The sequence below is a fragment of the Enterococcus sp. DIV1279b genome, assembly GCF_050531515.1.
Classification (GTDB): Bacteria; Bacillota; Bacilli; order Lactobacillales; family Enterococcaceae; genus Enterococcus_D; species Enterococcus_D casseliflavus.
Window position 1 is genome coordinate 1311945 of record NZ_CP172891.1, and the last position, 25452, is coordinate 1337396.

Annotated in this window: 20 protein-coding genes; 11 read left to right on the plus strand and 9 right to left on the minus strand. The window is 43.1% G+C overall.

The features are described from left to right. The first annotated feature begins 64 nt into the window (after positions 1-64). On the plus strand, positions 65-772 hold the full coding sequence (locus tag IGI71_RS06065) for a demethylmenaquinone methyltransferase (RefSeq protein ID WP_151196002.1): 708 nt from the start codon (positions 65-67) through the stop codon (positions 770-772). A gap of 103 nt (positions 773-875) precedes the next feature. On the opposite strand, the gene IGI71_RS06070 is transcribed toward IGI71_RS06065, so the two are convergent. The 5 genes from IGI71_RS06070 to IGI71_RS06090 all read right to left on the minus strand — a co-directional run bounded on the left by IGI71_RS06070 (position 876) and on the right by IGI71_RS06090 (position 5633). After that, a complete protein-coding gene (locus IGI71_RS06070) occupies positions 876-2681 on the minus strand; it encodes an ABC transporter permease (protein WP_430616255.1) in 1806 nt (601 codons plus the stop codon). A gap of 13 nt (positions 2682-2694) precedes the next feature. Further along, positions 2695-3447, minus strand: a complete 753-nt coding sequence (locus tag IGI71_RS06075) for an ABC transporter ATP-binding protein (RefSeq protein WP_016610385.1) — start codon at positions 3445-3447, stop codon at positions 2695-2697. Between the two features lie 7 nt (positions 3448-3454). Further along, entirely contained in the window at positions 3455-3817 is a 363-nt protein-coding gene (locus IGI71_RS06080; protein WP_010747916.1) for a YxeA family protein, read from the minus strand. Positions 3818-3984: 167 nt separating this feature from the next. Continuing rightward, entirely contained in the window at positions 3985-4335 is a 351-nt protein-coding gene (locus IGI71_RS06085; RefSeq protein ID WP_005225673.1) for a hypothetical protein, read from the minus strand. Then, the gene (locus IGI71_RS06090) at positions 4332-5633 is read right to left on the minus strand and encodes a DUF1576 domain-containing protein (RefSeq protein ID WP_430616256.1); all 1302 of its coding nucleotides are present in this window, start codon (positions 5631-5633) and stop codon (positions 4332-4334) included. The genes IGI71_RS06085 and IGI71_RS06090 overlap by 4 nt, the downstream gene beginning before the upstream one ends. A gap of 377 nt (positions 5634-6010) precedes the next feature. Between IGI71_RS06090 and IGI71_RS06095 the strand changes: the two genes are divergently transcribed. Next, positions 6011-7804 (plus strand): oligopeptide ABC transporter substrate-binding protein, encoded by a 1794-nt coding sequence (locus IGI71_RS06095; protein WP_430616257.1) that lies wholly within the window; start codon positions 6011-6013, stop codon positions 7802-7804. A 257-nt stretch (positions 7805-8061) separates the two neighbouring features. Here IGI71_RS06095 and IGI71_RS06100 read toward each other — a convergent pair whose 3' ends face one another. Next, a complete protein-coding gene (locus IGI71_RS06100; protein ID WP_430616258.1) occupies positions 8062-8925 on the minus strand; it encodes a helix-turn-helix domain-containing protein in 864 nt (287 codons plus the stop codon). A 1066-nt stretch (positions 8926-9991) separates the two neighbouring features. Here IGI71_RS06100 and IGI71_RS06105 point away from each other — a divergent pair. The 3 genes from IGI71_RS06105 (at position 9992) to IGI71_RS06115 (ending at position 14468) form a co-directional block, all read left to right on the plus strand. Further along, on the plus strand, positions 9992-10834 hold the full coding sequence (locus IGI71_RS06105) for a PRD domain-containing protein (protein WP_430616259.1): 843 nt from the start codon (positions 9992-9994) through the stop codon (positions 10832-10834). Between the two features lie 171 nt (positions 10835-11005). Further along, positions 11006-12907 carry a beta-glucoside-specific PTS transporter subunit IIABC gene (locus IGI71_RS06110; RefSeq protein WP_430616260.1) on the plus strand — a complete coding sequence of 634 codons (1902 nt, stop codon included), beginning with the start codon at positions 11006-11008 and terminating at the stop codon, positions 12905-12907. A 91-nt stretch (positions 12908-12998) separates the two neighbouring features. Continuing rightward, on the plus strand, positions 12999-14468 hold the full coding sequence (locus IGI71_RS06115; RefSeq protein WP_430616261.1) for a glycoside hydrolase family 1 protein: 1470 nt from the start codon (positions 12999-13001) through the stop codon (positions 14466-14468). A 51-nt stretch (positions 14469-14519) separates the two neighbouring features. Here the strand turns inward: IGI71_RS06115 and IGI71_RS06120 are convergent, their stop codons facing one another. From IGI71_RS06120 to IGI71_RS06130, 3 genes are all read right to left on the minus strand, one after another. Continuing rightward, positions 14520-14705 (minus strand): hypothetical protein, encoded by a 186-nt coding sequence (locus IGI71_RS06120; protein WP_218213082.1) that lies wholly within the window; start codon positions 14703-14705, stop codon positions 14520-14522. A gap of 331 nt (positions 14706-15036) precedes the next feature. After that, positions 15037-15294, minus strand: a complete 258-nt coding sequence (locus tag IGI71_RS06125) for a hypothetical protein (protein WP_005225681.1) — start codon at positions 15292-15294, stop codon at positions 15037-15039. A 108-nt stretch (positions 15295-15402) separates the two neighbouring features. After that, complete coding sequence (locus IGI71_RS06130; RefSeq protein WP_413130572.1) at positions 15403-16578, minus strand: helix-turn-helix domain-containing protein; 1176 nt, start codon at positions 16576-16578, stop codon at positions 15403-15405. A 158-nt stretch (positions 16579-16736) separates the two neighbouring features. Here IGI71_RS06130 and IGI71_RS06135 point away from each other — a divergent pair, with 158 nt between their 5' ends. From IGI71_RS06135 to IGI71_RS06160, 6 genes are read left to right on the plus strand one after another with little or no spacing between them, the layout of a single operon-like run. Continuing rightward, positions 16737-18938, plus strand: a complete 2202-nt coding sequence (locus IGI71_RS06135) for a glycoside hydrolase family 3 N-terminal domain-containing protein (protein WP_413130573.1) — start codon at positions 16737-16739, stop codon at positions 18936-18938. A 19-nt stretch (positions 18939-18957) separates the two neighbouring features. Continuing rightward, positions 18958-20310, plus strand: coding sequence for a PTS sugar transporter subunit IIC (locus tag IGI71_RS06140; RefSeq protein WP_430616262.1), 1353 nt, complete (start codon positions 18958-18960; stop codon positions 20308-20310). Between the two features lie 9 nt (positions 20311-20319). Then, entirely contained in the window at positions 20320-21225 is a 906-nt protein-coding gene (locus IGI71_RS06145; protein WP_413130575.1) for an ROK family protein, read from the plus strand. Then, positions 21218-22582, plus strand: coding sequence for a glycoside hydrolase family 1 protein (locus IGI71_RS06150; protein WP_196044025.1), 1365 nt, complete (start codon positions 21218-21220; stop codon positions 22580-22582). Before IGI71_RS06145 ends, IGI71_RS06150 begins: the two co-directional genes overlap by 8 nt. Positions 22583-22585: 3 nt before the next feature. Further along, positions 22586-23557, plus strand: a complete 972-nt coding sequence (locus tag IGI71_RS06155) for an alpha/beta hydrolase (protein ID WP_194188330.1) — start codon at positions 22586-22588, stop codon at positions 23555-23557. A 2-nt stretch (positions 23558-23559) separates the two neighbouring features. Continuing rightward, positions 23560-25260: a DUF4091 domain-containing protein gene (locus IGI71_RS06160; protein ID WP_430616263.1), complete on the plus strand. Its 1701-nt coding sequence runs from the start codon at positions 23560-23562 to the stop codon at positions 25258-25260. Positions 25261-25452: the final 192 nt, after the last annotated feature.

A 25452-nucleotide genomic window follows, 5' to 3' on the forward strand; every position in this document is an offset into this window, starting at 1 on the left:
ACTAAAAAGCAGAAGCACGTGAAGCAACAGCAAAACGAAGGGAACAAAGAAAGGACGTGCCGCAATGGCAACAACAGCCAAAGAAACCAAAGTACATGATGTATTTGAATCGATCGCTTCCCGTTATGATCGAATGAACGGTATTATCTCTTTTCAGCTGCACAAACGGTGGCGCAAGGACACCATGAAACGAATGGCAGTACCAATGGGTGCTGAGATATTAGATTTATGCTGCGGGACCGGGGATTGGGCGTTTGCGTTGAATGAAGCGGTCGGTCCGACGGGGCAAGTGACCGGCGTTGATTTTAGCGAAGAAATGTTAACGGTTGCCAAAGAAAAGGCACAGAAAAAGCAACAAACGCAGATCCAGTGGCAGACGGGCAATGCGATGGCATTAAGCTTTCCAGACGAGCACTTTGATTATGTGACGATCGGGTTCGGGTTGAGAAATGTCGCAGATCGCCAACAAGTCTTGGCGGAGATCCATCGGGTGTTGCGCCCAGGCGGAAAACTCGTTTGTCTCGAAACATCACAGCCCACACTGATCGGCTGGCGGCAGCTGTTTACTTTTTATTTTCACCATGTCATGCCGTTATTTGGCAAACTGTTCGCCAAAAGCTATCAAGAATATTCCTGGCTGCAGGAGTCGGCACGGGATTTTCCTGACAAAGAGGCATTGAAACGTGAGTTTCAGGCAGCTGGCTTTGATGTGTTGCAAGTCAAAAGCTATGCAGGAGGTGCGGCGGCGATGCATCTAGGGGTCAAACCCTAAGATTACTTTCCTTTGTCCGAGAAAAAACGAAAAAATGAAAGAGACCATCATGCCCTTTATGGCTTGATGGTCTCTTTGCGTTGAGCAATTCAGAGAGTGATTGTTATTTTTTCTTTAGGTTTAAAACAATGTTGGTGTATAACCCAATAGTCACCACGTAATAAATGGCGTAGAGGGCGATAAAGATACCAAAAGGTAGCCATAGGTCATGGTACGGATCGATCATCAAGGTGGTGAACATTTTTAGACCGAACAAGACATGGATCATTCCTAAGATACCAGGAACTAGGAAGAGCACGCCAATCTCTTTGCGGATCGAGCTTTTTAGTAAACGCGTGCGGGTACCGATTTTTTTCAGCATCGTGTAACGTTGGATGTCGCTGTTTGCCCCTGAAAGAATTTTGAACATCAGGCAGCTAGCTAACATCGTCAAGAAGGCGATGCCTAGGAAGAAGCCCATAAATTCAAAACCAGAGAAAATCCCGTTATAGCTGTCGTAGGCGAAGACCCGTTGTGAAAAATTCATATCGGCGGTTTCTGAAGAATTTGCGTCTTGATTTGCTTGCGCCAAATCACGCAGACCATCGTAGCTTGCTTGGAAGTCTTTGACTTGTACCATTCGCAAGCTAGTTTCCGGCGCATTGACCGCACCAAAAGCGGTTTGATCCACGACTTGGATCTCCTTACCTCGTTGTTCTGGTAAGAGGTAGCTACGCAATTGGTCTTGGGCGGTCACATCAGAAGCTAATTGATCGCCAGTCAGCTTGTTGTAAGTGACATCGACACTCATCTGATCCATACTGGAGCTGAGCAAGTTGTTTTCATTGAATTGTTCCTTCACGTAATAAATGGTGTCATCCGTTTCTTTCATGCTGTAGGTCACATCAAGGGTCGGGTTTAACGCGTTGACTTTTTCGTCAGACGCATTTTGAGCATTGTTCAAATATAGGTCATAAGGGGCAACAGTTTTTGCTAAGATAGGGATCTCGTTTTTAAAGCCAAGACCAACCGTCAAGGCACCTAATGCTAAAGCAAAGAGCATCGCCACCATCGAAAGCATCTGGGTATACTCACGAATCCGAAAACTTAATTGAGACAAGGTGAAATTGTTTAACTTTTTTAACGCGATCGTATCGTTCTTCTTTAATAGGGATAAAATAGTGATGATCACCGATCGAAAGACTAAGTATGTGCCAAGAACAATGGTGACTAGGGCGATCCCGATCCCGATCAATTGGAATTTCATCAAGTCGCTCATCATATAATAGCCGATGGCTAAGGAACAAAGACCTAAAATGGTTTGCAAGAAGAGCAAGAATGGTCGTTGTTTGACTTGTGTGGGCGTGCTTGTTTCCCGTAATAATGCTAAAATCGATTTTTTGGCAATTGCCCGTGCATTGAAGATGGCAGCAATCAAAAAGAGAACCGAGAAGAAGACGACGGTTACGATCAATGCCTTTGGACTAAATGATGCATAATGGGTGATCTGCAAGTTTAATTGATTGACTAGCAAAGTATTGACACCACTTGCTAAGCCGATCCCTAAGATAGAGCCGACGGCGGTGGCAACAATACCTACCATAAAGGTTTCGATAAAAATCATTTGGGCGATCTTTCGTCCTTTGGCTCCTAACATCATAAACATGGCATAGTCTTTTTGTCGCATCGCCATCAAGAAAGAATTGGCGTATAAGATGTAGGCAAAGGTGATGATCCCTAATAAGACCGAACCAAAACGAAAGATAAAGACCACCATACTGATGATCGAGTTGCTTTTTAAAAAGGCTTCATTACTTGCCATTGATTCGAACATATAAAAGATGGCTGAAGCCATGACTAAACCAGAAAAGAGGACGATATAATCCTTCAACCGAGCTTTGATCCCGGTAAGTGATAGTTTCCAAAGCATGTGTTCTTCCTCCTTATTGTTCCAAGTTTCCTAGAATGACAAGGATCTGGCGGTAAAATGCTTCGCGGCTTTGATCCTCACGTTTGACTTCTTGATGGATCTTTCCGTCCTTGATAAATAAAATACGTTGGCAATAGCTGGCAGAAAGGGGATCATGAGTGACCAATAAAATCGATACTTGGTCATTGGTGTTCAAGTCGTCCATCATATTCAATAAATCTTTCGCACTTTTTGAATCCAAGGCACCTGTCGGTTCATCCGCAAAAAGGATCGTTGGTTCCGTGATCAATGCTCGAGCGGCTGCCACCCGTTGCTTTTGTCCACCAGAGATCGCTGCTGGATACTTGTCGAGAATATGTGTGATGGACAAGCGTTCTGCGACTTGTTTGATCCGTTGTTGGATGATCTTTGGTTTGACTCCTTGTAAAGACAACGGCACAGCGATGTTTTCTGAAGCCGTTAAGTTTTCTAATAGATTGAAGTCTTGGAAAATAAAGCCGATTTCGCGGCTGCGGAAATCTGCCAAGGCATCACCTTTTAGTTTGGTGATATCGCTATTGTTGATGCGAATGGCACCTTTTGTCGGATGATCCAAAGTTGAAAGAATGTTTAGTAGGGTGGATTTTCCTGAACCAGAAGCCCCCATGATCCCAATGAATTCGCCTTTTTCAATATCAAAGCTGATGCCTTTTAAGGCTTCGGTTTGTTTTTCGTTGGCTTTTCCGTATACTTTGGTCAGTTCATTTGCTTGAATAATTTTTTCCATCGTTGCGTTACGCTCCTTTTAATTGGGTTAATGCTTTGGCTGGGATGTCTTTTTCTTTGACCTCTTCATAGCCAGTTACCCCTTTTTTTTCGTTCCAAGTAAGCTTCAAATAGGCTTCTTTGCGCAATGGTCGTTCTTGGAAACCATTGAAATCAAGGGTTTTGCTTTTGCCGTTCTCGTCATACCCTGGCAATTCGTAATGGTATTGAGTATAGACATTCCCATTGTCATCCTTAGAAGTCGTCTTTTCACCATCTGTGGTGATTTGGACGTAGTAGCTGTCGCCGCCCATGATGACGGTTTGTGCGACCTGCAATGCGCCGAACCCTATGAGGAGGAGCGCTGCAAGTCCAATCAGAAGTTTTTTCATCTATCGGTCACCTCGTTTTTTATTATGATGAAAGTATAACGCTGGTTTTCTGAAAAGTAGTGTGAAAAATCTATCAATAAACTTTCAATTTTGTCACGACAAACGAACAAAAAACGTTTCTAAAGGGTGAAGGTCACCGCTTAGAAACGTTTTTTGCGTAGGGCTTTTCAGTTGTATTTTTTGCGAAATAGTTCAACGATTAGTTGGCCCTCGTCATACATAATGGCGGCTTCGTCAATCATTAATCCTAATAAATAGTAATCTTTTTCTTCATGGATCGTTTGATGACCGCCTAACAGCTCCACATAATAATTTTCTAACGTGCTATCTCTTGGTGTGTTGAGCATGTCGATAAAATGTTCTAAATCAGAGGGCTGCTCTGGAAATTGACCTTGCACAACTGCTTTAAACCCCTCTGCTTCAAAGGCCATCTCACTTATTATCTTTTGACAGTCATGGGACAAAAAGTAGGTGACCACTTCATCAACGATTCGCCGTGCCCGTTCTTTTTCAATCATTTTCTTCTCCGCCTTCTGATTTGCTGGTATTCATCTAACAATGGTACCATTGCTGCCGCGACAAATCCACTGGAAAAGCCATTATTGTATAAGTTCAATCCTCCATGTAAATAGGTGATATTTGTGACCAAGGCTGCATGGACCACCCCAGCGATTACGCCAGCAACTGGACCATAGTACCCACTGATGGGGGCTAGACTGGTGCCGAAGATCGCTGTCAGCAATAAACTGAAGGTCGATACATCAGAGGTCAAACCGACCTTGGTTGCTAAAACCACCCCAATCATGACAGGCAAACTATTTCTCCAGTGATTCCCGAATGCACTGAAACCAATTACGGTCAGTATTGCGCCTAAAAGGGGACCAGATAGTTCGCCTTGTAAGAAGAAGACAAAGAACAGCATTAACGTCCCCATCATCGCCATGTTCATCATCGTGACCCCAAGGGAAAAAATCGTGACATAGTCCGTCATTAGTTTCCCTGACGTTTGAAAAAGCTCAGGCAAGCCTTTGAGGGACCGCTGGTTTAGAAGATACCCAATAAGAAACATAGCAAGACAAAGAATGAGCAAGAACCCAGTCAGGTAATAGTGATACTCCGTCGTCAACTGTTTGTTTGAATAGACTTCTAAGTCGAACAGGCGTAAAAAACTCGTGAAAAACATAGTGATGATACCAGCAGCAAACCCGATATTATACAAAGAAAAACCTTGGTGGAATTGTAAAAATTGAGCTGCTAGAGGAGGGAGCGCCAAACCGATCAATAGACCGATCCCATAACCGAAAGCGATCCCGACGGGTAAAGGCAACCCTAAACCGAATGCTAAGTAACTGATGACCGGCGAGGCGGCACTGCCAAATAAGGCAACCAGTGAATATTGTGTTGCGGGGCGTTGCTGTATGTAAGAGTATAAATAGACACCAAGTGGAATGGGAATCGAGTTAAAGATGTTTTTTCCAAAAAAAGAAAAGCCAGATATGGTAAAAAAAGCAGCGATCATTGGTCCACTAATAATCGTTCCTTGCTTTTTCGCGAGAAGGATACTGATCAATGTCAATAAGCCACTGTTTAAAAAGGCGCTTCCAAGATTGCCGATCGCAAAATAATCAGAAATCAAATTGCTGGGGGCATTTAAGATTGCCAGCGAGCCTTGCCACAAAGCTTGAGGAGAGGAAGCTACCAAGCCAATGAGGATCAAGACGATGCTATACGCCAAAAGCAAGCGCTGGGTTAAGAGCTGTGAGATAGGTGCAAAGGGTTTCGATTTTGTTTGTAAGAAAACTCGTTTATCTGCCATAGTTTCATTGAACGCTCCTTTTTTTCATAGTATCACACCTTTTAGCGACAAAAAAGTATTTTTTGACAGTTTTAAGTAGCGGGAGAAGAAGAGAAATGAGAACCAAAAAAGGGAGAAAAAGAAAAATTTAAGAAAATGCGAATAAAAATAACGGCGATCTATCAAGGAGAATCGCCCTTTTTTCAATAATTTCATCAATCGATGAAATTATTGACAGAAAGAATTTTACGAAAATTGTTATAATTTAGTTAATCTCGTTCAGATTTTCTAATAAAAAAGCCATTTTAAGATAAAAAAAACTGTTTGCTTGGTTTTTTTATTCGAAGATCGAGTGGTCACTGAATCACGAGGAAGGGATTTAAATAAGGAGGAAGAGTATGAAGAAAACGAAGTTTGGCATGATTACTTTATTGGCAGCGCTTGTTTTAGGGGCTTGCGGACAAAGTAACGGAGGTGGAACAGGTTCGACAGATACACAAGAATCATCAACTGAGGCAGCTGGATTTGATATCAATGATTTGCAGCTTGCAGTTGAAAATAACGATGAAGTGATCGATGGGGGCGTCTTAGATGTTGCGGTAGTAACAGATACGCAATTCCAAGGGTTGTTTCAATGGGAGTTTTATCGGGATGCTTATGACCGTGACTTCATGTTGCCAAGCCATGAATATTTGTTCCTACAAGATGAAGATTTTCGAGTTGTAAATGGTGGACCAGCTGATTTAGAATTAGATGTCGATAACAACAAAGCAACGATCACTTTGCGTGAGGATTTGAAATGGTCTGACGGGGTTGATGTAACGGCTGAAGACGTAATCTTCTCTTATGAAGTGATTGGACATCAAGACTATGATGGCGTTCGTTACAACAATGATTTTACGAATATCGTTGGTATGGAAGAATACCACAGCGGCGATGCCGATAAGATCTCAGGGATCACAGCAGTCAGCGACAAAGTCGTTGAAATCGAGTTTAAAGAAATGCATCCAGGTATGCAGCAATCCGGTGGAGCGATCTGGCATTCTGCACTAGCGAAACATGCCTTTGAAGGCATTGAAGTAGCAGATATGCCTTCAAGTGATCCCGTTCGAACCAATCCAATCGGTTTTGGCCCATACAAAATGAGTAATATCGTACCAGGTGAAACGGTGGAATATGTACCGAATGAATATTACTATGGCGATACACCGACCTTAGAAAAAATCGTGATGCGTAACGTCCCTTCTGCTTCAATCAATGAAGCATTAAATGCGAAGCAATACGATTTAGTCTTAAAAATGCCAACGGATACCTTTGATACGTATCAAAACATGGATGGCTACCAAATGTTAGGTCGTCCAGAACAATCTTACACGTATCTTGGCTTTAGTTTAGGTTCATGGAATGATGAAACAAACAGTGTTGATTTTGATCCAAATGCAAAAATGGCGAACAAAGCATTACGTCAAGCAATGGGCTACGCCATCGACAATGATGCGATCGGTGAGCGTTTCTACCACGGCTTGCGTTCAAATGCTTCGACATTGATCCCACCTGTTTATGGTACGTTGCACAACAGTGATGCCGAAGGATACCATTTAGATATGGATAAAGCAAATCAACTTCTAGATGATGCTGGCTTCATCGATGTGGATGGCGATGGCTTCCGGGAAGATCCAGATGGCAATAAATTGACCATCAACTTTGCGTCAATGTCTGGTGGGGAAGTTGCCCAACCATTGGCGGACTACTATGTTCAACAATGGCAAGAAATCGGTTTAGATGTTCAATATTCAACAGGTCGTTTGATCGATTTCCAAGCCTTCTATGACAAGTTGAAAAACGACGATCCAGATATCGATGTCTTCCAAGCTGCTTGGTCTACTGGTTCAGATCCATCACCAACAAGCTTATGGGGACCAAATTCAGCATTTAACTACACTCGTTTCGAGGCAGAGGAAAATACTGAATTGTTAGCTGCGATCGATTCAATCGATTCATTTGATGAAGCAACACGGAAAGCTGCTTTTGATGCATGGCAAGAATATGCGATTGAAGAAGCTTTTGCGATCCCAACGTTGTATCGAAATCAAATCTTACCAATCTCTGATCGTGTCGCAAACTTTACCTGGGCATATGATGTTGATCATAACCCATGGGCAACCATCGGTGTGACTTCAGAATCTCGTTAATCGGTTAGTAAATTACACAAATGAAACGGCAGCAGCATGTTCGTTTCTTTTGCCAAACAAAACCAGTTAGGTCTAAAACCTAGCTGGTTTTTTCTTGGTCCATGCAGAAGGAAGAAGCAAGTCTAATGTTGACCCCTTCATTTCGAGCGGCTGTTTCGTGGTCGGGTTGGAATGACATTGACGAAAAAGCTGAGCTCCGTTGACAGATCAGCTTTTTTTGATAGATAACATTACATAAATGCCCATTTAATAAGCGGCTAAATCGCACGATTGGTAACAGCAGCAAGCAACTGTTGGAGATCGTCTTTATGGTTCTGGTAACCCGCTTGTTCAATAACGACTAAGGTGTTTTTTAGAATCTCTTTGTTCAACTGAGCGGATTGCAAATACGAGTATATTTCCTGATACAGCACTTGATGGATTTTTAAATAAAAATAGAGAGGAGTATTGGGTAGCGGTTCAGACAAAAGCAGAAACTTGTTTAGTAGATAGGCATCTTTATTTTCGCTGGCAAAGGCACAGCCGTTTAAGATCACGACACTTAACAGATTTGCATAAAATGGATCATTGGCGTAGTGAAGGATTTTTTTGATCCCATGATCTAAGTAATAACTGATCGTTTCTTGGTCAAAAATAAATAACAAATTTGAGAATAAATTTAACTCAAAGCGCCCCCAGGTTTCGATATCAAACAAGTATTGCTTTACCAGTTCGACTTCTTGGGTGTAAGCTCCTTGATTCATCAGAAATGATTCACGGTTGAGCAGCAGCAATCCTTGGACATACAAAGAATAATAGAAAAAATTTTGTGTCTCAAAGTAGCGTTTTTCTAGGTTAGCCAAGTAATCGAGAGTCAGTGTTCGCTCATAGTATCGGGTATAGAAATCTTGCACCAGCTGACGTTTCTGATCCGTGACTTCGCTGTCGATCAACAGACTGAACTCATGAACTGTAATATTCATTTTGTCTAAGTAGTCAAACAGGGTTTGTGATGAGAGGTTTGTTTTACGATTTTCGAAAGAGGAAAGGGTGGTGCGTGAGGAAATACCTTCGGCAAGCTTGGCTTGCGAGATTTTGCGATCTGTGCGCAGTTTTTTGATTAAAGAGCCTTGCTGTTTCATGGGGGACCTCCTTAATTGTGACGCATTTCTGAACAATGTGATTTTAATAACATGTTATCAAATATAATAAGGTATAGCAAATAATAAAGGAGGTAGTTTTTCATGGAATTTGAACCATTCGGCCCTTGGGAAATCAACCCATTTAAAAACTAGTACTGCCTTTTCTGCGAAACCTTATCGTTGACCTTTCAATGATAAGTCTTGTGACTGTTTCCTTTATGATAGGAACAGCAATTTCCTCGCTCTCTGCGGTTTTTATCGCAGGATCGAGCAACATCTTGAAGAATCGAAAGGTTATTTGATTGCTTCCCCCTCTCAAAGACACCTTTTCGTTTGTGGAAGTCATGAATCGCATGAATCGCTAAAAGCGGTCAGTCACATTGAATGTCTGTCATGCACCAGACCTTCCCCAATTCTTTGATTCTTTGTGATTGATCGTTTTTTGTAAAGCGTCATCCTTCTAGCTATGACCGTAATATACGAAGATTACGGTTTTTTTTGTGTTGTGTGCTGTTGGATAAAAAATGCCCAAGCTGTTACAGAGGATTTATACAGAAAAACCCCTCACTATCAGTAAAAAATCCACTTCAAATAAGAGTGAAACGAAGCCGAAAACGAAAAAAGAAAAACGTTTGCAAAAAAAGTGTTGACATTTTTTCTCAGAATGAGTACTATTATCTCAACGGAACATGAGAGTGTTCTCATTACTGGATTCGTTACTGTTCGGCAGGCAAGACCAGAGGAAAAAAGTGCGTTGATTACCCAAAGTTTCTTGGGTTGTACACTTTTTTGCTTTGGTCTTCTTTTTTTGCTCCATTATTTCTATTCGCTAAAAAAGAACCGGTTCCAAGGTAAGGTCCAGTCATTGATCAGCAAAGGAGGGGAGAAGTAAAACACAACGAACTGCCAGCTAGGTTTGACGATAGCCTGCAACACTTTCTAGAGCAGTCAATCACCTTGTTACTTAACGGCACGTCAGAGAAAGAAAAAAAATACAAGACCTTCTGCATAGACGTCAAAGGATGCAACGTTTTTTACGGGCTATGCTGATCAAGGAGGATCGTTCGTGAAGATTATCAAGAGGATCAACAACAATGTTGTACTTTCAAAAGAAGATGAAGTTGAAGTGATCCTAATGGGAAAAGGGATCGGCTTTCAAACGAAACCGGGTGACCCGATTCCAGCTGAGCGAATCGAAAAAAAATACTATCCAGAAGATGATTTGACAGTGGAACATATGTCGAAAGTCATGACGAAGGCTGACGAAAAACAAATGGCCGTCATTTATGAAATCGTGCGTCTTTTTCGGGATAGTGTTGGAACCGATTTCAATCCAAATGTATATTTCACACTGATGGATCATATCTTGTTTGCCATCAGTCGTCAAAAGCAAGAAATTGTTTTGACCAATCCCATGCATTGGGAAATCAAGAAAATCTATGCCAAGGAATATGCGGTCAGTGTCCAAGCGGTCGAGTTGATCCGCAAAGAGCTGTATCCCGATTTTTCACAAGAAGAAGCTGCGTTTATCACTTTGCATTTCGTCAATGCGCAAATTGAAAAAAGCGCCAATCAAAGTGCTTATGAGCACACCGAGTTGACGAACAATATTTTACGGATCGTTAAGTACAGCATGAACATCGAGTTTGATGAGAATTCTTCCTACTTCCAACGGTTCGTGACCCACATTCGCTATTATTTAATTCGACAAAGTCAAGAAAAAGAAGAGCCAGTATTGGCAAATCCAATGATTACCTTGGCCTTCAGCAGCTATCCAAAAGAAAAAGAAACCGCAGATTCAATCAAAGAATACTTATTTGAACAAAAGGGCTGGCATGTCAACGATATGGAATTGATGTATTTGATTCTGCATATCGGTAACTTAGCCGCTCACTCAAAATTAACCTAAGAATGGAAATGGATTCGTTACAGTTCGGCTGGCAAGACCTGCACTTTCTTACAATACTCGATGAGGAAACCCGTCGCTCTTTTTTTAGGGGGTCTCTCATACTTGTTTATTGTAGAAATGGCTGGTCTTTTTATTTCTATATAAATGACCAATAAAAAAGGAGCAATCAAAATGGCAAAATATACTGAATTAGCGCAAGACATTTTGGCCCACGTTGGCGGCAAAGAAAATGTCTCATCTGTAAAACACTGTGTGACTCGCTTACGATTCCACTTAAAAGACGAAAGCAAAGCGGACACTGATTATTTGCAAAAACGTGACGGTGTCGTGACCGTCGTCAAAGCAGGCGGACAATACCAAGTCGTTATCGGCAATCATGTGCCAGATGTTTATGATGAAGTGTTGAAAGTCGGCGGATTAGCCGATGGCGGCAGTCTTGATATCGACGAAGGCGACGAAAAGAAAGGCAGCTTGTTTGACCGTTTCATCGATGTTATCTCAAGCCTTTTCCAACCCTTCTTAGGTCCATTAGCGGCAGCCGGTATTTTAAAAGGGATCACGGCGTTGCTGGCAGCAACTGGGATGGAAGCGACCAATGGTATCTATGTAGTAATGAATACCCTAGGCGATGGTTTGTTCCAATACTTACCAATGATCTTAGCCGTCACTGCAGCGAAGAAATTCAAGATGAACACCTATACAGCATTAGCGATCGCAGGTGCGATGGTCTATCCTGGCTTAGCAGAAAGCGTGGCTGAAGCGAGCAAAGTCTTCGGTCTAACCTTGACCTTGCCAGCAGGCGGCTACTTCAACAGCGTATTGCCAATTATTTTAGCGATTTTTGTCGCTTCGAAAATTGAACAGTTTATGCGCAAAGTTACACCTGATGTAGTCAAAATGTTTGTGGTTCCTTTTGTAACGATTTTGATCACTGTGCCGTTGACCTTCTTTGTGGTAGGTCCAGTCGCAAATACAGCCTCTAGCTGGATCGGTGTTGCTTTCCAAGCAGTGTACGATTTCAGCCCAATCATTTACGGATTTGCTTTAGGGGCATTATGGCAAGTATTAGTTATGTTTGGTCTTCACTGGGGTCTTGTGCCATTGGCGATCATGGATATGGCGCAAAACGGCTCATCGATTATTTTGACCGCCGCAGTGCTACCATGTTTCACGCAAACGGGTGTGTTAGCAGCGATTTGGTTGAAAACGAAAGAACCAAAAGTCAAACAAGGCGCAATGCCAGCATTGATCTCATCGATCTTCGGTGTGACTGAACCTGCGATCTACGGGTACACGTTGCCAATGAAAACACCATTTATCGTTTCTTGTTTAGTTTCAGGTTTCGTCGGTATCTACTTGTCAATCTTTAACGTCACTGGTTATGCAATGGGTGGTATGGGGATCTTCTTGTATCCTGCATATATCGATCCAGCAACAGGCAGCTTCCATAGCGTGATCCACTTGGCGATCGGTACAGTGATTGCGATCGTGGCGTCATTTATCATCATGATGTTGTTGAAAGTACCAACATTGTATACAACTGTTGATTCACCAGTCGACGGTCAAGCAACACCAGCAGCACCAGCACCAGAAGTAAAAACCGTTTCTGTCAGCGTCAAAGATGAAACAGTCAAAAGTCCAGTAACCGGTCAAGTGGTTGCTTTAGCAGATGTGGAAGACAAAGTCTTTTCTTCAGGTGCTATGGGAAAAGGGATCGCCGTTGAACCAGCGATCGGTGAAATCACTGCTCCAGCAGATGCAGAAGTCAAAATCTTGTTTCCAACAAAACATGCCATCGGCTTAGTCACTGAGGATGGGACAGAATTATTGATCCACATCGGCATGAATACGGTGGAACTTGAAGGCAATCACTTTACTGCCTACATCAACCAAGGAGACAAAGTCAAAGCCGGTCAAAAATTGATCTCTTTTGATACTGAAGCGATTCGTGCGGAAGGCTATTCCTTACTGACACCAGTCATCGTCACAAACTCTAACGACTACAGTGACATCCAAACGACACAGTCAAAAGAAGTAACAGCGAACGACAATTTGATCGAAGTCGTAAAATAAATGCGTTTATCGGCACGTCGCTGGATCAGTAAGAATGCTTTCTTGCTGATCTGCTGTGTCGATTATTAAAGAAAAAGAAAGTAGGCTAATCATGACAGAAAAACAATTTCCAAAAGGCTTTTTATGGGGCGGCGCCACTGCAGCCAACCAATTTGAAGGAGCATGGAACGAAGGCGGACGTGGTCCAGCCACATCTGATACAGCGATCGCTGTCAAACCAGAAGACCGCAAAAACATGGCAGAATTTGCTGCACCAATGACACGGGAAAAAGTTTTGTTTGCCTTAAATGACAAAGAAGGCTTGTATCCAAAACGTTGGGGGTCAGACTTCTACCATCGCTACAAAGAAGATATCGCCTTGTATGCAGAGATGGGCTTCGAAACCTTCCGTCTGTCCATCGCTTGGTCAAGAATTTTTCCAAATGGTGACGATGCTCAGCCAAATGAAGAAGGCTTGCAATTTTATGACAATGTGTTTGATGAGTGTGCGAAATACGGGATCGAACCCTTAGTGACCCTCTCTCACTACGAAACACCTATCGGGATCGCGTTAAACTATGGCGGCTGGAAAAATCGCCAAGTGATCGATTTGTTCGTCAAATACGCAGAAACCGTGTTGACCCGCTACAAAGACAAAGTCAAATACTGGTTGACCTTCAATGAAATCAATATTATGGGGATCTCTGGCTATGTTGGTGGTGCCTTGTTATCCGAAGACGGCACACAAAACCTTTCTGACATGTATCAAGCCGTGCATCATCAATTTGTGGCTTCTAGTTTAGCAACAAAATTTGCCCACGAAATCAATCCTGACATCAAAGTAGGGATGATGTTGGCACGAATGCAAGCTTACCCAGCTACACCAAATCCAGCAGATGTGATGGAAGAAATCAAGCGTGACCACGAGAATCTCTTCTTCTCTGATGTCCAAGTTCGTGGGAAGTATCCCGCATATACGAAGCGCTTCTTTAAAGAAAACGGCATCGAAGTGACCTTCGAAGACGGCGATTTAGACATTCTTGCGCAATACCCTGTCGACTTCATGTCCTTTTCTTACTACATGAGTTCTATTGCCCGCCACAATCCTGAAGAAGGCGGCGAAGCAACTGCTGGCAACTTTTCTTTAGGCGAATCAAACCCTTACTTGGAAGCCTCTGACTGGGGGTGGCAAATCGATCCAATCGGCTTGCGTGTGACTTTGAATAACTTGTACGACCGCTACCAAGTACCGTTGTTTATCGTTGAAAACGGCTTAGGTGCCTTGGATACGGTGGAAGAAGATGGTTCAATCCATGACAGTTATCGCATCGATTATTTGAAGGCGCATATCGAACAAATGTATGAAGCGATCGAAGATGGTGTGGAATTGATGGGCTATACGCCTTGGGGTTGTACCGACTTAGTTTCGGCTTCCACGTCAGAAATGTCGAAACGCTACGGCTTTGTCTATGTAGACGCGGATGATGAAGGAAACGGCAGCTTTGACCGTTCCCGCAAAGATAGTTTCTACTGGTACAAAGAAGTGATTGCCACCAATGGCGGTAGTTTGTTACAGGATTAAAAACTAAACCAAAGCGGCTCTCTTTTGTGAGAGCCGCTTTTTTTGCTGGGTTTAGAGAACAAAGAAGAAAAAGGGAATCAGCAGCTGCCATGCCAGATAAATCAAAGAAACAGTCAACGCCCACTTCTTCATTTTTGGCTTAGGCACAACGGATTCAGGCATCAAATACACAAGGGAAAAAACCGTGAGAAAAAATAGCAGGGTCAGTGGTTGAACGACAAAGGTCAGCCAGTTCATAGGAAACGCTCCTTTCAAGAGGTTTGATGATTCTTTGTTATGATGTGGTAATTTACAATTTTATTATATATTTAATTATTTAGGAAGGCAATGTGTTCTTAGGGATCGCAAGTGTCACAACGAAAGGAATCAGAGAGAAAGGCTTGGCATGCCGTGATCGGCGAAAAGTGATTTTTTCATCAAAGCAGATTGAATAAGAATGAGTGAGGATGAAGAATAAAAAATCCCCTCGAAAGGGGATGAAAGGAGCTACTTCATAGGTATAGCTCGTCTTTGTTGTAGTCAAAAGGCATTAAGAGGGTGTTTTGGCGCGAGTCAGGCGCAGCTGTAGTCAACGTTTTCTACTACGCAAATAAAAAATATACCCAAGCAGACTAGCAGAAATCAAGAAACCCATAAAATAAACGGTTAGTTTCATATCTGGCATGACATAGGAGTATTCTAAGATTTTACAAACAAAGATGATCAAAGAAACAGTGATCGTTAGAGAAACCCATGTGAAACGCGGCAGTCGTTTTGTTAGGAAGACCAAACCTAACGAAAAAAAGATGACTGGTACCCAAAAGATCAAGCGAGCAAGTTGGATCATTTTATCTCTCCTCATTCAAATTGATTTGAGTAAAAGGATAGCTTACAACGCTTGTTATTAAAAATGATAGCCATTGCTTATGAGTATTTTTTTTCGAAGCGTGTGTTTTCAACTTAAAGCATGGGCGTAATGCTGCTCTTTAAATTCTTTTGGTGTTTGCCCCGTCACTGCTTTGAAATTGCGGATAAAATGGCTCTGATTGGCAAAGGCTAATTGGGTGCTGATTTTTTCGTAGGAATAGTCTGTGAACAACAATAAATGCTTGGCTTCACTGATTTTTCGTTCCTGAATGTAACTGTGGATCGTTTTATTCATTTCTTTTTTGAATTGATTGCACAGATGGGTCTTATGTTTTTGAGTAATGGCAGCGAGGTCATCAATGGTCACTTTTTCGTAGAGATGGCTATCAACATGATTCACGATCGTTTTGACCAGCAGCGATTTTTTCGCCAGCGGGTAGCTGTGTAAAAGCTCCATAAAGCGATAAGTCGCTTCTTTGATATAGCGGAGGCACTCCTCAGCAGAATGAATATAAACCAGACCTTGGATCAAGGAATCAGATAAGCCGAATGCTTGGTTGACTGGTACTCCTTCATCAATGCTCATGCGGGTCACGACAGCGACAAAAGCCGAAAACTTTAGTTTTAAGCCTTCAAGTTCATGAGGGGAAAGGGAAACACTGTAGGTCTCTTTCATTTTGTTAAACACCCAAACTACTTTTTCCGGCTCGTTTCGTTTGATGTAGTCAAGATAGCGCAATTCAAAATGATAGGAATCAAAGGTAGCTTCATGCACACGGCGTTCATAAAGATTGGTTTCCAAGCTAAGATCTGTTTGCATGGATCGGTCGTGGGATTCAGTTTGGTAATGCCAATGGATTTGGTCTTTTGCCAACGGCTGCTCCGCAAACAGCGTATAAAGCAGTTGGATGTACTCTTCAAAGGAGTATTTGTCTTCTTTTGAGTAGTGCACATTGTAGTGGTATTCATGCTCAAGAAACAGGTAAGACGTATCTGGTGTACCAATCACACCACAGGGTCCGATGACCATATAACAGGTTTTTCCAGCTAACTGAAATGCAAAACAACCAAGCATATATTTGCCGTAATGATAGAGATTCGCAACTGGGCCGTTCGTTTCTTCCAAATAGTGTTTCAGAGGATTCTGGGCTGTTAAGGTGAGTGGGGGATACAAAGGAGTTCCTTCTTGATCCAAGAGGATCATTGGAATCAAATATTTGCGATACAGCAGATCCATGGCGGTCGTAAGTGTTGTTTTGTTCATGAGACACCTCAAATCAAAACATTGTTTTTCTTTTAGTATAACGTAAATTTTTTCGCATTCAATAAATATTTTATTATAAACACTAGTTTCTTAGTATATCTAAGGAAGGATTCTTTCTATAATTCAGATAAATAAAACGGTTACAGGAAGGAGCAAACATGGATAGTAAAAAATTGAAAGAATTGTTTCAGCAATTGACGCCAGAAGAAAAAATCGCTCAGACGATTCAATTGAATGGCAGTTTAGTCATTGAAAATGAGGTGATGACTACTGGCCCGATGCAAGATTTAGGGCTTCCACCAAATTTGAAGATTCACGAGATTGGTTCGATTTATAATGTGAACGATTACCAAAAATTGATTCAGTTACAGAGGGAAACGTTAGCACACAGCCGACTAAAGATTCCTATGCTGTTTATGTCGGACGTCATCTACGGGTTTCGAACGATTTTTCCGATTCCCCTTGCCCAAGCAGGTTCCTACGATTTTAATTTGATCGGGCAAGCCGCTGAGATGACCGCCAAAGAATGTTACCAAAATGGCCTTCATGTGATCTTTTCACCCATGCTGGATCTTGTTCGCGATCCTCGCTGGGGCAGAGTGATGGAGTCGCCAGGAGAGGATGTGTATACGGCAAAACGTTTTGCTAAAAGCGTCGTGACCGGCTACCAAGGCAATCTTGATCAAGGAGTGGCAGAAAATCACGTTGCTGCTTGCATCAAACATTTTGCTGGTTATGGTGCACCTGAAGCGGGCAGAGAATACAATACGGTCGATATGTCCAATCAGCGCTTATTCAATGAATATTTGCAACCCTATCAAGCGGCGATCGAAGCCCAAGCACTGCTAGTGATGACGGCCTTCAACATATTGAATGGTGAACCTGCAACGGGTAGCCGCTGGTTGAACCGAGAGATTTTGCGCGAACGTTTCGGTTTTGATGGGGTACTGGTCTCCGATCATGCCGCCATCAAAGAATTGGTCCCCCACGGTTTTGTCAAAGATGAACGGGAGGCCGCTCAGAAAGGTTTGGAAGCGGGCGTTGATTTTGATATGATGACATCGGTCTATGCGACGCACTTGCCAGAACTGATTAAAGAACCCGAATTAGCCGCGTTGCTGGATGAAGCAGTCTGGCGAATTCTCGTACTAAAAAATCAATTAGGTTTGTTTGAGGAACCCTATCGAGGGTTGAAAACGCAACAAACTGGAGAGGTTTTGTCGGATAAAGCCAAAGAGCTAGCCGTTAAGCTAGTAGAAAAAAGCTGTGTGCTGTTAAAAAATGAGGGCAGCTTACCTTTGAAAAAGGACCAAACCGTCGCTGTGATCGGTCCTTATGGAGAAAGCCGGTTGACCTTAGGTTTTTGGGCGTCAGTCAGCGGCAAGCCACAAGACACGATTCCTTTAAAAACCGGTTTGCTGCAGCATTTCGCACCCGAAAACTTGATCTTTGCTCGTGGATACAATCTATTCGACTCGTATGAGAAATTTGGTCCTTTAAAAGCCGGGATCGAACAGCTGAATGGACCGATCGAACCAGAAGATCAGTTGCTTTTGGAAGCCATGGAAGCCGCCGAAGCCGCCGAAGTTATCGTCTTGACTTTTGGAGAGCAGTTTTTGGAGAGCGGCGAAGGGGCATCAAAAGCTCATTTGCAGCTGCCATTGAAACAAATTCGTTTGATCCAAGCGTTGAAAAAAACTGGCAAGCCTTTGATTGGCGTGCTTTACACTGGCAGACCGTTAGTCTTAACACAAGTGGAAGCATTATTTGATAGTCTGTTGCTCGTATGGTATCCAGGAACGATGGGCGGGATCGGGATCGCCAATCTGTTGAGTGGGCAGGCTTCTCCGACGGCAAAACTGGCGATGACCTTTCCTCGGAGTGAAGGACAGATCCCACTATACAGTGCCCAACTGCCAACGGGCAGACCTTTGACAGATAGTGAGCATTCTGATCGCTTTTTGTCAAAATACCGCGATGAATCAAATGAACCCTTATTCGCATTCGGAACAGGTCTTAGTTACAGTTCGTTTACTGGTGAATGGCTTGGTAGTGAAGTATCTAGCGAGACAATCCATTTGGCTTATCGAGTGAAAAACCAATCGGCAATAGCTGCAGAAACCGTCATCCAAATTTATCTCATGCAGCGCCCAGCGGCAATGGTTCGTCCAAGTCGCCAATTAATTGCGAGTGACCTCATCTCATTCGCGCCCCAAGAAGAAAAAGAGCGCAGATTGTCACTGGCGTTGTCAGAACTTGTTTTCTATGACAATCAAGGGAAGAAACACATAACCAAAGGTACTTATCGATTCCTAATGCGGATCGATCAAAAAGAAACGATGCTTAGTGTAACGATCTAAACTAAAGGAGTGAGAAAGAATGGAAAAATTAGAAGCATTTTTAAGTAGCAAACTATTACCAATGTCACAAAAATTACAACAAAACAAAGTATTGGCCGCTTTGATGGAGGGTTTTATTCGAACAAGTCCCATCACTTTAGGAATTGCGTTTATCACGATCATTGGAAATTTTCCGATTCCTGGTTGGACGGACTATTTGACGAAAATTGGCATCTTCCAGCATGTTGAAGCGATCACCAACGGAGCAACTGGCGTTTTTGCCTTGTATGTTGTATACAGTTTGGCGTATTCTTACGCAAAACAATTAGGAAGCAATGAACGCAATTCAGCGATTATTTCTTTTGCTAGTTTCATTATGTTGATGCCACAAACCGTCGCAACAACTGTCATGCAAGATGGCCAAGCAGTGGAACAAACGATTGGTGCCTTGAAGCTTGATTTCTTAGGCGGGCAAGGACTGTTTATCGGCATGCTGACCGCTTTGTTGGTCACTCGCTTTTATGCTTTCTTATCGAGAAAAAACATTATGATCAAGCTACCGGATAGTGTTCCCCCAATGGTAACCCAATCTTTAGCACCAGTGTTTGTTGTCACGATCATTTTTGCAGTCGTCTTTGTCTTACGTGTCTTATTTGGGTTTACTTCATCCGGTTCGATTTTCCAATTCTTTATCGATGTGATCAATGCGCCGTTGAACTCCTTAGTTGCCAGCCCGCTATCGATCATCATCATTATGGAATTATTAGCTGTTTTATGGTTTTTCGGAATTCATAATGCAGTTTTACAAGGACCACTCGGGGCGATTAGTATGACCATGGTCGTTTCAAATATTGCCGCTTACCAACAAGGACAAGCGCTGCCTTATCTGATTCCTTCAGTGATTTATATGGGCATGTATGCTGCTGGCTTCATGGGCTTTGTGACCTTCTTTATGATCCGCAGCAAATCGGCAAAAATGAAACAATTAGGAAAATTGTCGTTTATCCCGTCGATCTTTAACATCACAGAGCCAATCATGTTCGGGATGCCGATTATTTTGAATCCGTTGTTCTTTATTCCGCAAGTCTTTACACAATTGATCGCTGGCTTTGTGACCTGGGGATTGGCAATAACGATCCTCCCAATTAGCTTGAATCCAACCATGAGTCTATTGCCATGGACCACACCGACTTTTATCAAAATGCCCTTTTCAGGAGGGCTTAACTACACGATCTTAATGATCATCTGTATGCTGATCGGTATTGTTATGTGGTATCCGTTTCTAAAAATTGCGGATAAAAAAGAGTACGAATTAGAAATGGCTGCTGAAAAAAAGCAAGCAAGTGAAGCAGCAAAAATGACAGAAAAAGTCGTGGAAGAAATTCAAGCGTAAACAAAGGAAGTGGCACATTTGGTTTATTTAGGAATTGATATCGGTGGGACGCACATCAAAACGGGATGGGTCGAACACGACGAGGTCAGTAAACGACGCACCATTTTAACCCCTGTAGCTTTTGAACCCTTTAAAGAAGCTATCAAAGGGCTATTGCAAAGCTATGCCCGTCAAGTTTCTTTCACGAAAGTGGCTATCGCAGTCCCTGGTTCAGTTAATGAAACAGGGACGGTCTTCTTTGGTGGTGCCTTGCCATACCTTGATGGGGTAAATTTGCCAGAATTGATCTGCCAGTTAAGCGATGACATGGTGACAGAGGTTACGGTCGAAAACGACGCAAAGGCCGCTGCGCTAGGGGAAATGAAAGCCGGCAATCTGCAAGGGATCCAAAATGGTGCGGCAATCATTTTAGGAACAGGTGTTGGTGTTGGTCTTTGTCTCAATGGAAAACTCTATCGTGGGCATCATGGACAAGCTGGTGAAGTCAGTTTTATGATTCGTGACCGACAAATGAGAGGCGCGGACTCTTTTGTGGGAATCGGTCTTTCGGCTGTCGGATTAATTGAGCGTTTGGCTTCTAGTATGGCTATCGCGCCTGACGGTCCTTTGGTCTTTGATACCCTTACGAAAACTGCTGATCCTGAGGCAGAGGCTTTATTTTTAACTTATACCAAAGAAATCGCTGTCTTGTGTTTCGATCTTCAGTGTCTTTTAGCTCTGGAGAAAATCGTTATCGGTGGCGGGATCAGCCGTCAGCCACGCTTGATCGAAGCCATAGCTAGCAGCTATCAAGCTATTTTTAAAACCGCACCAATCATTGAGAAAACGCTGCAGCCAGTTGCGATCCAAGCCGCTTATTTTCAAGCGGACGCCAATTTGATCGGCGCAGCCAAGGAGGAACCGTGGGATGAGTAAATTTCCGGAAGCATTTTTGTGGGGAGCATCCACTAGTGCTTATCAAGTAGAGGGCGCATGGGCAGAAGACGGCAAAGGTCCCTCAGTGCAAGATATCAAAGAGATTCCGCAAGGGACCACTAATTTTAAAGTAGCATCAGATCACTATCACCGATATGAAGAAGATGTGAAATTGTTTAAAGAATTAGGGTTAAAAGCCTATCGTTTTTCCATATCATGGAGTCGAGTCATGCCCGATGGTCAGGTCAACCCAGCAGGATTGGCGTTTTATCAAAAACTGATCGATCTGCTACTAGAAAACGAGATTCAACCGATCGTCACCGTTTTCCATTTTGACCTTCCCGTTGCGATCGCGAAGCAAGGTGGGTGGGAAAACCGAGAGACGATCCAAGCATTTGCTGATTACTGCCAAGTACTGTTCGAAAACTTTGGTCATCAAGTCCCGCTATGGCAAACCATCAACGAGCAAAATGTGATGGCACTTGCTGGTTCGGTCATTGGTACGAGTCAAAAATCCATGAAAGAAAAATTTCAAGAAAATCACCATATGCTAGTGGCCCAAGCATTGGTGACCCAACAGTTTCATGCCGGTAATTTTAGCGGCAAGATTGGCCCAGCACCGAATATCGCCAGTGTCTATCCAGCTTCTGAAAAACCAGCCGATCAGCTGGCAGCTCTTTCTATGAGTGCGCTGAGAAATTGGTTATTCCTAGATGCGGCTGTTTTCGGCACATACAACCATAACGCATGGCATTTGTTAGAGACGATTGGTGCAGCACCGACAGTCACTGAAGCAGATCGAAAGATTTTGGCAGCTGGAACATGTGATTACATCGCATTGAATTATTATAATACGATGACCGTCAGCAGCTATTTTCAAAAAGAGACAAAACTCGATCAACAGTCTGGTTTCGGGATTCCCGGCTTTTTCCAAGCAGTAGAAAACACCCATTTGCCCATGACTGAATTCGGCTGGCCGATTGATCCAGAGGGCTTTCGTTTTACGTTGAACGAAATCTATTCCCGTTATCGTCTGCCTCTTTTGATCACGGAAAACGGCATCGGTGCCAAGGATGTTTTGACAACTGATGGTAAAATCCACGATGATTATCGGATCGACTACTTGCAACAACACATCGAACAAATGGCGCTCGCAATCGAAGACGGCGTCGATGTGATCGGCTATTGTCCATGGAGTGCGATTGACCTAGTCAGTACTCATGAAGGCATCGCTAAACGCTACGGGTTTATCTATGTCAATCGTACGGACGAGCAGCTGTTGGACTTGGCGCGATACAAGAAAGATAGTTTTTATTGGTATCAAAACGTTATCGATAAAAACGGGTTAGGAGAGTAAGTGATGTTTTTTCAGGAATATCTATTTGATCCAGAAGCGCAAGCCGGTTTGACAGTATACCTGCATGAGGAAAAAGCCGAGTATGAACGGGTGGGCGATCGTCCGTTTGTCTTGGTGATTCCCGGTGGCGGCTACTCCTTTTGCAGTGAGCGGGAAGCTGAGCCGATTGCTTTAAATTTTGCTGCCCAAGGGTTTCACGCCGGGGTCTTACGCTATCATGTAGGGACACATCGCAGTTTCAGCCATTCCTTAGCAGATGCCGAAAAAGCGATTGTCAAAATCCAAGAACTAACCAGTGAATGGAGAATCGATGCCGAAAAAATCGCTGTGATCGGCTTTTCTGCCGGCGGCCATTTGGCAGCGGCGTTATCAACACTCTCCTCAATGAAACCGAGTTTATGTATTTTAGGCTACCCAGCGATATTGTCTTCATTTGCTACTGTGATGAAGATCGATGCCCCTTCATTAGAGGAATGTGTCACAAAAGATACGCCGCCCACCTTTTTGTTTTCAACCTTTGAAGACAATGTCGTTCCTATCGAAAATTCATTGGCGTATCTGCAAGCCTTAGAAGATCACGAGGTTCCCTTTGAAAGTCATATTTTCCAAAAAGGACGTCACGGTCTTTCTTTGGCGACCGAACGCTTCGGTAATCGTAAAGAAATGGTCGATCCACGTTTTGCCCGTTGGTTTGATGAATGCGTCGAATGGCTAGAGTTGAACTGGGCAGATAAAGTTGCCCAGCCAGCTTTGTTTCCTGATTTAGGGCAGTGGCCAATTCGGGCATTACTCGAGTCAGGTGAAAACAAACGCTTGCTGTTGCAGGCTTTTCCATCATGGGCAGACAAAAGCCGCTTAAAAATCGTAAAAAACATCAGCTTGCAGCAACTACTAACGATCATGCCAGAAGCTTTTGAGAATGTTTCTTATCAAGCGCTTGTTTTGCAGCTGATTGATCCTAGAAAGGAAGAGTAAAAATGAAAGCAATCCTGGTCCATGAAAGCTATAAGGCTTCAACAGAATTGATCACCCAAGAGCCACAAGCGATTGAACAGTTATCAGCTGTTCGTAACAGTACTGCTGCTTGTCAGTTGCTGCTGCACGATGGCAACCGCAATCATTATATTATTGGCGACGAGTTTTCGATCCCCGATGAAATCGAGATTCCCATGATACGCGTTGAGATTTTTAGCGAATTGCCGGTCAAAGCGCAATTCGTCGACTATTATGTCGGTCAGCAGGAATTGGCGTACGCCGATAAATTACTTGAACGAACTGCCAAAACCTATCCTGGCGATCGCTTTGCACCACTTTATTTGGAGTGGCAGATCGATGAGACGATCAAACCGCAAGCTTATCCTGTGAAAATCAAGGTCTATCGGGCACATCTGACTAGCCAAGAGGAGTGCTTGTTAGAAAAGAACCTAACGATTGAAGTGGACGCTTTTACTTTTCCAAAAGATTATTTAGAGACGTTCCACTTAAATATGTGGCAGCAGCCCAGCAATTTGGCTCGCACCTTTGACGTTCCGTTATGGAGCGATGCCCACTTTGACTTGATCAAGGAAATGGCTGAGAGTCTCGCTGTGATCGGACAAAAAGCGATCACAGTGATCGCCGGAGAGATCCCTTGGAAGGGCTGGTTCAATTACATCGTCAAAGATTATCCCGCCAATTTATATGAGTATTCGATGGTCAAAGTTAAAAAGGCTCAAGACGGACAGTTGCATTGTGATTTTTCTGTCCTAACTCGTTACCTCGAATGTTTTTTTGAAGCGGGTATCTCTGAAGAAATCGATGTATTTGGCTTACTCGGTGTCTGGGAACCGCCGTTTTTCCCACTGGTCGACTTGGACCATCCAGAAAAATTGGTGATTCGCTTTTACGATGAGGGAAAAGGCACCTTCGGTTTTATTCATCAAAAGGCCGAGTTGCAGGAATATCTACGTCAAGTATTTGTTTATTTTAAAGAGAAGAATCTGTGGGAGAAGGTTCGGATCGTTTCTGACGAACCGAAGAAACATCAAATCGACAGTTTCCGAGCCTCGTTAGCTGTTTTAAAAGAAATTGATCCGTCGATCCAGATCAAAGCTGCTTTTGATAAAGAAGACGTGTTATTTGAGCTGCTGCCAGTGATCGATCATCCTGTGACTTCCTATTACTGTACTTGCAACCATTACGAAACACTAGCACAAAGCCATCCGGGCAAGATGCAGTACTATGTCTGCAATTATCCCGACAAACCAAATACCTTTTTGCATAGTCCCTTGTTAGAGACGCGAATGCAAGGAATCTTATCGTATCAGTTCAAAACAGACGGCTTTCTGCGTTGGGCATACAATTGCTGGCCAGAACAGGCTCGGACCGATATTCGATACAACACGAGCTCACTACCGATCGGTGATCTTTGTTTCGTCTATCCTGGGAATCACGGACATATATTGTTGTCTCTAAGATATAAACAACTACAGCGGGGGATTGAAGATTTCTATCTCTTGAAGACCGCTCAAGCTGCTCAACCGAAGCAAACGGACGATTTGGTAGCAGATTTTCTAAAAATCACGGATACCAAACGTTGGATGATCGACAGCCATCATAGTCATCCCGATGTTTTTTTGCAAACCGCTGAGGAGATGGATACATTTCGTCAGGCACTTATCACACTTTTGGTAAAATAATCATTTTCTTAAGCGTCGCCGTCGACGAGTCATCCCTAGAGGAAAGCTTCGATGAGGCGACGCTTTTGATCGTGATTTAGCACGGTTTCCAGCATGAACAAGCCTCCTTATTTTCGGTGTTTCGTCTATTCTACTGAGCGTTTCGTTTCTCATTCCCTCCATCTTCCTTTACACTTTTAAGTAAGGTCATAA